Below are 12,439 nucleotides of genomic sequence, written 5' to 3'. Positions count from 1 at the left end.
ACGCAGCCCAGGGTCGAGACGCTCTCCGCCGCACGGCGGAGCCCCCCACCCCCGACCTCGTACCGCAGAACAGCGCACTCCGGATCGGAAGCTGACGCCACGCCACGCCCCTCGGACCACGATGGAACGCATGATGCGAACCCGGCAGGAACGCCCCACCGACGCCGCCCCCGCACACCCCTCTCCCTCTCGGCCCGCACCCCGGTGGGCGGTCCGGGCCGCGCAGCTGATCACGTTGATCGTGCTGCCGACCGGACTGTGGCGGCTGGCGATGGTGTGCGGGTTCCCGTCCGGGTACACCGCAGCAGGCTTCGTACCGTTCGACACCCCGGGCGCCAAGCTGTGGATGCTGATGCTGAGCGTCTCCTGCGAGCTGCTCGCCCTGCTGTCCCTCGGCCTGGTACGGCCCTGGGGCGAAACGATTCCCCGCTGGATACCCGTCGTCGGCGGCCGCCCCGTTCGCCCCCTGGCCGCCGTCGTGCCGGCCGCAGCCGGGGCCCTCGCGCTGACGGTGATCTGGGCCGCCATGCCGCTGTGGTGGACCTACCCCCACACGGACATGACCCCCGCCGGCCGCCTCCTGGTCGGCGTCATCTATCAGCCGCTCGTCCTCTGGGGACCGCTCCTCGGGGCCGTGACCGTCTCCTACTACCGGCGCACCGGCGGCTCTCGAACGGCGCATACGAACACGGCATGCCCCGCGAACGCTGCAACCGCATCAGAACCCATGGCCACCGTCGTTGCTCCTGGTCACACACCGTGATACACAGAGTAACCAGGCATATGCGTGAGGAGCCGGGACGAGCCGCAGGTCAGGGCGACCGCCCCGGTCAAACGTGCGAGATCCGGGTAAAGAGACCCGGTAAGGCGTCGTGCGAGCGCGGTTTCATCAGCGAAGATAGAAGGCGACCCGTGCCGGACGGCACAGGCAGCGAACTACCCAACAGGGGCGGTGACTTACATGATCCTGGCAGCAGAGAAGGGCGACATCACCACCATCATCGGCGGAATCGCTCCGGACTGGGGGCCGTTCGGGACGCTGGGCAACGAGGCGCGCATCATGATCGAGGTGGTGATGGCCATCGCCATCCTGCTCTGCCTCGGCATCGCGATCTGGGGCGCGGCGAAGCAGCGCATCGGAGCGACGGCACTGCGCGACACGTTCAGCGCGGAGCAGGGCAAGGGCCTGATCGTGGCAGGACTGACAGGGGTCTTCATCATCGGCTCCCTGGGAACCCTGTTCACCATCGTGTACGGAATGGCCGTCTGACCCACCGTCGGCCACACACGTCCGGGCCGTCCCCGTCCCGGCCGTCCCAGCCCGCTCCCCACCATCCGCCCGTCGCGCCCACCGGCTGAGGTTGCGTTTCCTGATGTCGAGTCACCACACCGCGCTCAAGCGGCAACCAGCACAGCTACCGTCGCCCTGCGCGGATCCGCACACGACCGAGGGAGCGTACGCGGCATGAGTCCCGGTGACGAGCACGACTACCGCGGCAAGGACCAGGGGAGCCACCCGGACGACCCGTACAGCACCCTCGGCGGCACCCGTCAGACCCGCACCCGTCTCCCCGACGGCGACGCGGGCCATCCCCACGCGCGCCGCCCTGCCCGCAACTCCCGCTCGCTCGTGACGATCACCGGCGTCGTGGTCCTTCTCATCGCTGCCATCGCCTTCGCCAACCGGGGCAGTGGCAGCGACGACGCCGCCGCCCCGGGCGCCAAGAGCCCGGGAACTGCAGGAAGCGCCACCGCGGCCACCGGCACCAAGCCCGTCCAGGGCAAGAACGGCACGATCGCCTCCGGCTTCGCCCACGACGAGCAGGGGGCGCAGAGCGCGGCGGCGAACTATGCGGTGGCGCTGGGGTCTGCGGAGATGTTCGTCGCGGAGTCCCGCCGCAGCATCATTGAGGCGACGCATGATCCTGCAGTGGCCCCTGGCCTCCAGGACAGCCTGGACACAGCCTATTCGCCGACGTTCTACAAGAACGTCGGCCTCAACGACGACGGCAGCACGCCCACCGGGCTGACTTTCGTCTCACGGACCGTCCCGGTCGGTACGAAGGCCGTCAAGATGGAGACCGATGCCGCCACGGTGGAAGTCTGGTGCACGGGTCTCGTCGGGCTGTCCGGGCAGGGCTCCACCAAGCCCGTCACCGAAACCTGGTTCACCATCTCGCAGGAGCTCAAGTGGGTCGGCGGCGACTGGAAGATCTCATCGTCGAGCCAGACGGAGGGACCGACACCGGTCAACGGTGACAACCGTGCCTCCACGGCCGACGAGATGGCCGCAGCGGTTGATGCGTACGGAGGCTTCACCTATGCCCGATAGCCGCCGATTCCGCCTCTCCCCGCTGGTCGGCGCCGCCGGTCTCATCCCTGCCGCGCTGGTCGTCATGGCACCGCATGCCTCCGCAGCCCCCACGCCGACCCCGACACCGACACCGACACCGTCCCCCAGCGAGAGCGACAACCCCTGCGACCTCATCGTCGGACTCGCCCGGGACTACTGCGAGGACGGCGAGAACGCCCGCAGCGGTTCACTCGCTCCGACCGACATCGACAACCCCGTCGACCCCCTCTCCTCCCTCGCCCGAGGCTGCGCCGACGCCGCCTCCTGGATCGTCGGCAAGCTCAGCGAGGCCGTCGAGTCCACGGCCAACGTCGACTTCACCAACCCCAAGTTCCTCCAGCAGTACGCCGTCATCTTCGCGGCCTCCACCGTCCTCACCCTCGTCCTCTGGCTCCTCGCCGTGGCCAAGCGCGCCATCCGCGGCGTCCCCCTCACCACCGCGATCTCCGAGGCCGTCGGCTTCCTCTGGCTCACCGTCCTCGCCTCGGCCTTCACCCCGCTGATCCTCTACACGATCGTCTCCGCCACCGACGGCGTCACCGAGGTCATCTCCTCCGCCACCGGCGGCCAGACCGACGTCTTCTTCGGCTCGTTCGCCGAAGCCCTCAAGAAGGGCGAGGACATCGGCGGCGGACCGATCATGCTGATCGTCGTCTCGCTCGTCTCCATCCTCGCCGCCGGCATCCTGTGGCTGGAGCTCGTCATCCGCGCCGCCCTGCTCTACGTCGGCGCGCTCCTCGGCATCGTCGTCTACGCCGGCCTCGTCGACAAGAACATGTGGGGCCACGTCCGCCGCTGGGCCGGCATCATGATCGCGGTGATCATGGTCAAGCCGGTCATCGTCATCGTCCTCGGCCTTGCCGGAGCGCTCTCCGCGGGCGACGGCCCCGACGCCTTCTCCGCAGTCGTCTCCGGCCTCTCCATCATCCTGCTGGCCATCTTCGCCTCCGCCATGATCTACCGCTTCGTCCCCGGCTTCGGCGACGAGATCCAGGGCGCCCGCACCAACCGCAAGCAGGCCACCGACGGCGCCCAGGCCGCCGCCCTGATCAGCTCCCCGGCCGCCCTCGTCTCCCAGGGCATCAAGACCCACAGCGGCCGCAACGACCAGAACAGCGGCGGAGGCGGAGGCGCCCGCCCCGCCAACCCGGCCAGCGGAGGCGTCGCCGCCCACAGCTCCCGCACCACCGGGGCCGGCGGCGGGTCTGCCCCCTCCGCCGCACCCTCGCCCCGCAGCGGGTCCGCACCCACCTCCGGCACCCCCCACAGCAGCCGCTCCTCCCGGGGCGGAGGCGGCTTCGGCACCACAGGCAACTCGAGCACAGGAGGTGGCGGGCGTTGACGACCCAGTCCCACACGATGACGCCCCGCCGCACGTATCTCATCGGCCGCGCCCGGCCGAACGCGATCGTCGGCAAGAACCGCGAGACCGGCGAGATCGCCCTGATCATCGCCGGCGCGTTCCTCGGCATGATGAGCGGACTCCTCGTCCCGGTCCTCTCCCTGCGCATCGTCTGCCTCGTGGGCTTCCCCATGCTGGCGCTCGCCATCGTGTACGTCCCGTACAGGGGGCGGACCTTCTACAAGTGGTTCGAGATCAACCGCAGCTTCAAACGCTCCCTGCGCCGCGGCACCGCCTACCGCTCCAGCGCCATGGAAGCGGGCGTCAGCGCCGACGGCCGTGAGGTCGAGATCGGCCCGCCCCCCGGCATCGGCCGGATCAGCTGGCTCGCCGCCCCCTTCGGCCCCGACGAGATCGCCGTACTCCTCCACGCCGACCGGCGCACCGTCACCGCCGCCATCGAGATCGAAGGCCCCGGCGTCGGCCTCCGCGACAGCGAGGACCAGGAAGCCCTCGTCGACCGCTTCGGCACCCTCCTCAAGCACGTGGCCAACGGCGACGGCTTCGTCACCCGCATCCAGATGCTCGCCCGCACCCTCCCCGCCGACCCCGACGCCCACGCCAAGGACGTCGCCCAGCGCGGCGACAAGGCGTCCCCGGGCTGGCTCCAGGAGTCCTACGACCAGCTCCAGTCCATGGTCTCCACCTCCAGCGAGCAGCACCGCGCCTACCTCGTCGCCTGCATGCACTACAGCCGCGAACTGGCCGCCGAGGCCAACGCCATGGCCCGCGCCGCCCGCCCCCACGGCGGCCGCAAGCTCGACCGCGACGCCGGCCTCGCCGTCGTCATGGCCCGCGAGCTCACCGACATCTGCGCCCGCCTCGCCGAGGCCGACATCCGGGTACGCCAGCCGCTCGGCCAGAGCCGGCTGGCCTCCCTCGTGCACTCCATGTACGACCCCGACCACCCCATCGACCACATCCAGGCCATGACCAAGCGCAACGCCTGGCCCGCCGAACTGGACGCGGTCGAGCCGACGTTCCTCCAGGCCAAGACCCGCGAGTCCACCACCCGTGCCCCCTGGTGCCACTCCACGGCCTGGGTCAAGGAATGGCCGATGACCCCCGTCGGCGTCAACTTCCTCGCCCCGCTCCTCGTCCACACCCCCGACGTCATCCGTACGGTCGCCGTCTGCATGGACCTCGAACCCACCGAGATCGCCATCGAGCGCATGCTGACCGAGAAGACCAACGACGACGCCGAGGCCAGCCGCCAGGCCAAGATGAACCGCACCGTCGACCCCCGCGACATCGCCGCCCACGGCCGGCTCGACCAGCGGGGTGAAGATCTCGCCAGCGGCGCGGCCGGAGTGAACCTGGTGGGGTACATCACGGTGTCGTCCCGTTCACCCGAGGCCCTCGCCCGCGACAAACGCACGATCCGCGCCTCGGCCGGCAAGTCCTACCTCAAGCTGGAGTGGTGCGACCGCGAGCACCACCGGGCCTTCGTGAACACCCTCCCCTTCGCCACCGGCATCCGCCGCTGACGGCCCATCGCCCCGGACGCATCAACCGCAGCTCCAGCTCCAGACCCACCTCCACCCCCGCAGGAAGAACCGCAACAAGAGAGGGCACCCCCACCATGCGAGACCCCCTGTCCGCATTGTCGGATGCCTTCACCTCCTTCCTCTTCGGCAAGGTGGAGACGACCCGCCTCCCCGTCCGTACGTCGACGGGCCAGGCCCAGGCCGTCTACCTCCCCACCGCCGCCCCCGGCCTCGGCGACTCCGGCGTGATCATCGGCCGCGAGGTCTACAGCGGCAAGGGCTACATCTACGACCCCTTCCAGCTGTACGGGCAACAGCTCCCGGCCCCCCACTGGCTCGTCCTCGGCGAGTCCGGAAACGGCAAGTCCGCGCTGGAGAAGACCTACGTCCTGCGCCAGCTCCGCTTCCGCGACCGCCAGGTCGTCGTCCTGGACGCCCAGGGCGAGGACGGCGTCGGCGAATGGAACCTCATCGCCCAGGAGCTGGGCATAACCCCCATCCGTCTGGACCCCACCGCAGCGCTCAACGGCGGCATCCGGCTCAACCCCCTCGACCCCTCCATCACCACCACCGGCCAGCTCGCCCTGCTCCGTACGATCATCGAAGTCGCGATGGGCCACGGCCTCGACGAACGGTCCGGCTTCGCACTGAAGGTCGCCCACGCCTACGTCACCGCGACCATCACCGACCGTCAGCCGGTCCTGATGGACATCGTGGAACAACTGCGCCACCCCGAGCCCGAGTCCGCCGAGGCGATGAACGTCGACATAGACGATGTACGGGCCTGGGGCCTGGACGTCGCCCTCGTCCTGGACCGGCTCGTCGACGGCGACCTGCGCGGCATGTTCGACGGGCCCACGACCGCCGGCATCGACCTCGACGCGCCCCTCATCGTCTTCGACCTCTCGCACATCGACCGCAACTCGATCGCGATGCCGATCCTGATGGCGATCGTCGGCGTCTGGCTGGAGCACACCTGGATCAGGCCCGACCGCAAGAAGCGCATCTTCCTGGTCGAGGAGGCGTGGCACATCATCAACTCCCCCTTCGTCGCCCAGCTCTTCCAGCGCCTCCTGAAGTTCGGACGCCGGCTCGGGCTCTCCTTCGTCGCCGTCGTCCACCATCTCAGCGACGTGGTCGACGGAGCAGCGGCGAAGGAAGCGGCGGCCATCCTCAAAATGGCCTCCACCCGCACGATCTACGCCCAGAAGTCGGACGAGGCCAGAGCGACCGGCCGGGTCATCGGCCTGCCCCGCTGGGCCGTCGAGATCATCCCGACCCTCACCCCCGGTATCGCCGTCTGGGACGTCAACGGCAACGTCCAGGTCGTCAAACACCTGATCACCGAAGCCGAACGCCCCCTGGTCTTCACCGACCGCGCCATGACCGAGGGCTCGACGGACCACCTCCTCCCCGAGGACATCCGCGCCGCCGAACTGGAGGCGGAGCAACGGGCGGCCCGGATCGAGCACCAGCAACGGATGAACGAGTCGTCAGAGTCAACGGTGGCATGACATGGCACGCCAGACAGCACACGGCCGGGGCCCGGCCCATCACGACGGACACGACCGGCCCCAGGGCGGCGGCGGTGTCCCGGACGGCCTGCTGATCGGTCTTCTGGGCCTCCTCCTCGCGGCCACCCTGGTCGCCTGGACGGCCACCGGCCTGGCCGGGCTCCTCGCCCACGGGGCATGGCCGGACGGCGTGACGTTCACCCGGTCCCCGCTCGCCCTGCGCGAACTGGCCACGGCCCCCCAGGATCTCCCCGCCGCCTGGCCCGGGACGCCCCCGGCCCAGCTCTCCGGGTACGGGCTGTTCTGGGGCCTGTTCATCGGCGAGCTGATGGTGCTGGCGGTCCTCACGGTGTTCACGCTCGGGGTCGTGGCCCGCGGTCGTGCCGTACGGGAACGACGCCGCGAGGAACGGTCCTTCGGAGCGCATGAGAAGCAGCAGCTCCCCGCAGAAGAACCGACACCAGGGCCCGCGACACAAGCACCGGCAGAATCACCGGCACCACCCCCAGCCGCAACATCAGCGACATCGGCGACATCAGCGACGGCACCCGAGCACCCCACCGCAAGCAACCCCGCAAGCGCCACCACGGCCGAGAGCGCAACCGAAAGCACACCCGGGCCAGACGTGCTCCTCACCCCCGAGACCGCCCCCTCAGCGGTCCTCCCCTCGGCCCTCCTCCCCTCCCCCCGCACCCCCCTCCTCGTCTACGCCCCCGCCCCCGCCCGCCGCCCCACCGTCGTCCAGGCCATCCGTGACGCCGAAGGCCCCGCCCTCGTCGTCACCTCGGACCCCACCGTCTGGGCCGAGACGAAAGACGCCCGCGGCAAGCTCGGCCCGGTCCTCGTCTACGACCCGGGCCACCTCTGCGACACCCCGGCCCGCCTCCACTGGTCGCCCACCGCGGGCTGCGAGCTCCCCGACGTCGCGGCCGCCCGCGCCGCCGCCCTGCTCGCCCCCGTACGCCCACAGGCCCGGATCGACGCGGCGGTCGCCGACACGGCACAGACGCTCCTCCAGTGCTGGCTGCACGCCGCCGCGGTGGACGGCCGCCCCTTCCGCCAGGTCCTGCGCTGGGCCTCCGGGGCCGGCGCCCACGAACCGGTACGCCTCCTCCGTACGCACCCCAAGGCCGCGTCCGGACGCGCCGGGCTGCTGGAGTCCGCGCTCACCGCCTATCCGGAACGGCGCGAAGTGGCCCAGGAGCTGACGGTACGGGCGTTCGCCGCGCTCTCCACGGTGCACATCCGCGAGGCCTGCACGGCGAACCGAGCGGATTCCCTCGCGCTGGAATCTTTTGCGGACGAAGGGGGAACGCTCTATCTGGTGGGCGAACCCATCGAGGATCCCCGCTCCCACCCCGGCGCGATGCCCCTCCTCACCGCGCTCGCCGCAGACGTGGTCGAGCACGGCCGCCGCATGGCCGCACGGTCATCCGACGGTCGGCTCGACCCACCAATGACACTCGTCCTCGACGACGTCGCGGCCGTGGCGCCCCTGCCCCAGCTCCCGGAGCTCCTGGCGACCGGCCAGAACCGTGGCATGCCCGCCCTGGTGCTGCTCCGCTCCCGGGAACAGGGCCGGGCCCGCTGGCAGGAACACCTGCACGCCCCGGCCCCGGGCGTCCGATAAGAGCCGTCCCGGGGCCGTCGGTTACGGTCCGCGACCGTAGGCCGTGAGTGATCGCTCGATGGGCTGTCCAGGCATGTCCGCAGGCGATACCGTGCACGCCCTGGATACCTGGATCCCCTGGACTCATTCAGGGATCCAGGGCATGCCCGCTGCGGTGACTACACGTCACGGCCATGGCGCAGGGCCTGGATGAGCCAGGAGCACACCGGGATCAGATTCGGCACTACCTGCCAGCCGTTGACGATCCAAACCAGCCGCCACCGGTCTACCCGGGGATCGTGCGCCTCTTCGAACTGCTGGGCCATCCAGTCCCGGAATTCCGTGTCAGGGGTGCGCGCGAGCACCTCGGCGAAGCGGTGCACGAGGTCGTCGATGACGGGCGCGCCCCTGGCCGGGTCATCGGGGAGGTCGGGAGTGGCAGCGCGAACCATGGCCACCGTGGCCGGGTCGGCATCCACTGTGCCGAAGGTGCCCTCCACGAAATCGTCGATCAGACGTCGGCGTTCCTCGCCGGACAACTGCGTGAGCCTGTGCATGAATGTGGTCTCCTCGGGACTGGACCCGCTTCCGGCGACGACTCGCAGAACGCTCCGACGCAGTTGCAGCGTCCGGATCTGGACGTCCATGGCGTCGGCGTGCGCCGTGGCGACTTCCGCCACCGAGAGCTCGCGGTCCAGAACCCGTTGAATCGTGGCCAGGTCCATGCCCAGCTCGCGCAGTGTGCGGAGGAGTTCCAGACGAAGCAGCGCGTCGAGGTCGTAGAGCCGATACCCGGCGGGACTACGGGTGGTCGGCGCTACCACCCCCGAATCGGAGGAGAACCGGATGGTCCTCACAGACAAGCCGGTCCGCCGGGAAAGCTCCCCGATCGAGTAGAGGGTCGTAACGTCCATGTCCCCCACTCTTGGACTCACTCATCCAGGCGAAAGCCCAGAGCCGTCCCCGGCCAAAACGCCCAGAGCCGCCCCCTGCGAAAGCCCCCAGGGCCGCCCCCTACCCCTCCCGCCCGAGGACGTACTCCAGCTCCAGCTCGCCCCGGCCGCCCGGGGCCGGAATCCGCTCACCGGAGGGGACGAACCCGAAGCGCCGGTAGAACGCGGCGGCCCGCGGGTTCTTCTCGTGCACATAGAGGCGGACCCGCTCCATCCGGGGCGAGGACAGCGACCAGGCCCACGCGACGGCCTCCCGGAACAGCGCGTCCGTGACCCCGGTCCCCCGCGCCTCGGGACGGACGAACACACCCACCAGGTGTGCCTGGTACAGCTCGACAGCCTCCCCGAAGCACACATCGTCCTCCGGGCTCTCGACGAGCACGGTGACCGTCCCCGCCCACACCCCCTCGGGCGACTCCGCGACGAACTGACGGACCCGCCCGCCCCCGTCCTCGGCGGCGGCAGCAGCACGCTCCTGCCAGAAGGCGTCCGGCTTCACCACCGCCTCCTCGTACGACTCCAGGAACGCGACAGGAGCCGCCGGATCCTTCAGGGCATCCAGCCGCAGCTGCCTGACCTGCGGCCATTCGTCGGCCCGCACAGCACGCATCACGTAGTCCATGCCCCGATCCTCGCCCCCGCCCGCCCCACGTTCAACCGACTAACCCCACCGCGGCCACCACCGACGGACCTACCGCACCGCGCCCGCACCCCGTCGTACCCCGGTACTACGCCCGCGCCGAGGTCCAGCCCCCGGTCGGACGACCGCCCCCGGCCGGCTCCGTAGCGTCGACGACATGATCACGGCACAGGGGCTCACCGGACGGTACGGCGACAGAACCGTCGCCCAGGACCTCGGCCTCACCGTCCGCCCCGGCACCGTCACCGGCTTCCCCGGCCCCGCCCTGCTCGCCCCGTCCCTGCGGGCGGACACACCACCGGCCAACACCGGCCAACACTGGCCACCACTGGCCATCGCAGTGCCGGCGCCCAACCGCCGCGACGTCCGACCCACGAGGAGAGCGACCAGGTGACGAACCACCCCCGGGGCACCGGCACGACCCCGAGCCCGGCCCCGCCCGCCGGCACCGGTGGCACAGCGGCCCCCCTCACCCAGCTCATCCGCGCCGCCCTGGACCGTCTGCGCGCCTTCGACCGACGTCGGCCACGGGTCTGGGACGCGGCGCTGACCGCGTTCTGGGCCGTCGCGGCGGTGCTCGACTACACCTCCGGCGGCTGGCGGACCGTCGCACGCGATGTGACAGCGCCCGAGCCGCTGGTACTTCTGATGAGCCTCTGGTTCACCTTGCCGCTGCTGTGGCGCCGCACCCACCCCCTGGCCGTACTCCTGCTGATGACACCGGCGGCGATCGTCAACATCTGGACGGGGGCCGTGGTGCAGGCCGCCCTCCTCCAGCTGATCCCGGTCTTCCAGATCGTTCTGCGCTCGTCCTTCCGTACGGTCGGGGCCGCGGCTCTGCTGTTCGTCACCCCGGTCCTGGCCGGCGGCGTCCGCATCCCCTCCAGCTGGGGCCAGGAAGTGGTCTCGTACGTCTGGGGCCTGCTCTCCGTGGTGCTCCTGGGGATCGCGGTACGCACGCGTCGCGAGTACACCGAGGCCCTGGTGGAGCGCGCCCACCGGCTGGAACACGAACGCGACCAGCAGGCCCGGCTCGCCGCGGCCGCCGAACGCACCCGCATCGCACGGGAGATGCACGACATCATCGGCCACAACCTGTCCGTCATCACGGGCCTCGCGGACGGCGGCGCTTACGCGGCCCGGAAGGACCCGGAACGCGCGGGCCAGGCGCTCGAAGCCATCGGCACCACCAGCAGGCAGGCACTGTCCGAACTCCGCCGGCTCCTGGGAGTCCTGCGCGACGACCACCCCGACGCCGAGCGCGCGCCCCAGCCCACGCTCGACGAACTGGCCCCCCTCATCGAACGCGTACGCCGGGCAGGGCTCCCCGTCCGCCTCGAACTCCACGGCGAACCCCCGCCACCGGCGCTCACCCCGGGCCTCCAGCTCACCGTGTACCGGGTGGTCCAGGAGGCCCTGACCAACACCCTCAAGCACGCCACCGCACCCCGGGCGGACCGCGCACCTCTCTCCGCGACGGTCACCCTCACCTATACACGCACACACCTGGACGCCCGCATCACCGATACGGGCACCGGAGCCGGCCCGAGCGCCCGCGCGGAGGAAACACCGCTGCCCGCCCAGGGCATCATGGGCATGCGGGAACGCGCCACGCTGTACGACGGCACCCTCGAAGCGGGCCCGCTGCCGAACCACGGCGGGTGGCAGATACGGCTCCGCCTTCCCCTGGAGGACACGCGCCCGTGACGACCGTACTCATCGCGGACGACCAGCCGATGCAGCGCTTCGGCTTCCGCATGCTGCTGGAGAGCCAGGACGACATGACGGTCCTCGGCGAGGCGGGCAACGGCACCGAAGCCGTCCATCTGGTCGCCCGCCACCACCCGGACGTCGTCCTGATGGACATCCGTATGCCGGGCCTGGACGGCATCGAGGCGACCCGGCGCATCATCGCCTCGGGCGCCCGTACCCGCGTCCTGATCGTCACGACGTTCGACCTCGACCAGTACGCCTACGACGGCCTGCGCGCCGGAGCCAGCGGCTTCCTGGTCAAGGACGCCCTGCCCGAGGAACTCCTCGCCGGCATCCGCGCGGTGGCCGCAGGCGACGCGGTGGTCGCCCCGGCCCTGACGCGCCGTCTTCTCGACGCCTACGTCCACCACCTCCCGGTCATACCCGGCGCGCCGGCCGCGTCGGACCCGCGCATCACCGCGCTGACGGAACGGGAACGGGAGATCCTCACCGTGATCGGCCAGGGCTGGTCCAACACGGAGATCGCCGCCCGCCTTCACCTCGCCGAATCCACGGTGAAGACGCACGTGACCCGCATCCTCGCCAAAACAGGCGCGCGAGACCGCGTCCAGGCGGTCATCCTCGCCTACGACACCCGTCTGGTCACCCCGGTGTAGGTCCCGGACCGTACAGGAAAGGGCCCGGGAACGCAGAAAAGCCCCGCACCAAAAGGTGCGGGGCTTTCCCGGAAAAATTGTTCGGCGGCGTCCTACTCTCCCACAGGGTCCC

Annotated in this window: 11 protein-coding genes and 1 pseudogene; 10 read left to right on the top strand and 2 right to left on the bottom strand. The window is 70.7% G+C overall.

Annotation, left to right across the window (positions count from 1 at the left end):
* Positions 1-121: 121 nt before the first annotated feature.
* The 7 genes from ACGF2Y_RS28655 (at position 122) to ACGF2Y_RS28625 (ending at position 8,386) form a co-directional block, all read left to right on the top strand.
* A complete protein-coding gene (locus ACGF2Y_RS28655) occupies positions 122-763 on the top strand; it encodes a hypothetical protein (protein WP_392953235.1) in 642 nt (213 codons plus the stop codon).
* 198 nt (positions 764-961) lie between these two features.
* The gene (locus tag ACGF2Y_RS28650) at positions 962-1,270 is read left to right on the top strand and encodes a hypothetical protein (RefSeq protein WP_003968086.1); all 309 of its coding nucleotides are present in this window, start codon (positions 962-964) and stop codon (positions 1,268-1,270) included.
* A gap of 195 nt (positions 1,271-1,465) precedes the next feature.
* A complete protein-coding gene (locus ACGF2Y_RS28645) occupies positions 1,466-2,332 on the top strand; it encodes a hypothetical protein (protein WP_392953233.1) in 867 nt (288 codons plus the stop codon).
* Positions 2,322-3,695 (top strand): hypothetical protein, encoded by a 1,374-nt coding sequence (locus ACGF2Y_RS28640; protein ID WP_392953231.1) that lies wholly within the window; start codon positions 2,322-2,324, stop codon positions 3,693-3,695. Before ACGF2Y_RS28645 ends, ACGF2Y_RS28640 begins: the two co-directional genes overlap by 11 nt.
* Positions 3,692-5,242: an SCO6880 family protein gene (locus ACGF2Y_RS28635; protein ID WP_392953229.1), complete on the top strand. Its 1,551-nt coding sequence runs from the start codon at positions 3,692-3,694 to the stop codon at positions 5,240-5,242. The genes ACGF2Y_RS28640 and ACGF2Y_RS28635 overlap by 4 nt, the downstream gene beginning before the upstream one ends.
* A 95-nt stretch (positions 5,243-5,337) precedes the next feature.
* The gene (locus ACGF2Y_RS28630) at positions 5,338-6,756 is read left to right on the top strand and encodes an ATP-binding protein (protein ID WP_392953226.1); all 1,419 of its coding nucleotides are present in this window, start codon (positions 5,338-5,340) and stop codon (positions 6,754-6,756) included.
* Position 6,757: 1 nt separating this feature from the next.
* Complete coding sequence (locus ACGF2Y_RS28625; RefSeq protein ID WP_392953223.1) at positions 6,758-8,386, top strand: type IV secretory system conjugative DNA transfer family protein; 1,629 nt, start codon at positions 6,758-6,760, stop codon at positions 8,384-8,386.
* Positions 8,387-8,544: 158 nt separating this feature from the next.
* On the opposite strand, the gene ACGF2Y_RS28620 is transcribed toward ACGF2Y_RS28625, so the two are convergent.
* A complete protein-coding gene (locus tag ACGF2Y_RS28620) occupies positions 8,545-9,279 on the bottom strand; it encodes a MerR family transcriptional regulator (RefSeq protein ID WP_392953220.1) in 735 nt (244 codons plus the stop codon).
* A 100-nt stretch (positions 9,280-9,379) separates the two neighbouring features.
* On the bottom strand, positions 9,380-9,940 hold the full coding sequence (locus tag ACGF2Y_RS28615; RefSeq protein ID WP_392953218.1) for a GNAT family N-acetyltransferase: 561 nt from the start codon (positions 9,938-9,940) through the stop codon (positions 9,380-9,382).
* Positions 9,941-10,115: 175 nt separating this feature from the next.
* Between ACGF2Y_RS28615 and ACGF2Y_RS28610 the strand changes: the two are divergent.
* From ACGF2Y_RS28610 to ACGF2Y_RS28600, 3 genes and pseudogenes are all read left to right on the top strand, one after another.
* Positions 10,116-10,220, top strand: a pseudogene (locus ACGF2Y_RS28610) (ABC transporter ATP-binding protein); the annotation flags it as partial.
* 128 nt (positions 10,221-10,348) lie between these two features.
* Complete coding sequence (locus ACGF2Y_RS28605; RefSeq protein ID WP_392953215.1) at positions 10,349-11,665, top strand: sensor histidine kinase; 1,317 nt, start codon at positions 10,349-10,351, stop codon at positions 11,663-11,665.
* Entirely contained in the window at positions 11,662-12,327 is a 666-nt protein-coding gene (locus ACGF2Y_RS28600; RefSeq protein WP_392953212.1) for a response regulator, read from the top strand. The genes ACGF2Y_RS28605 and ACGF2Y_RS28600 overlap by 4 nt, the downstream gene beginning before the upstream one ends.
* The last annotated feature ends 112 nt before the right edge of the window (positions 12,328-12,439 follow it).

Source organism: Streptomyces sp. NPDC048142, from assembly GCF_043202835.1.
Classification (GTDB): Bacteria; Actinomycetota; Actinomycetes; order Streptomycetales; family Streptomycetaceae; genus Streptomyces.
Note: the sequence above shows the minus strand (reverse complement) of the source record. Positions and strands in the feature narration are given on the sequence as shown.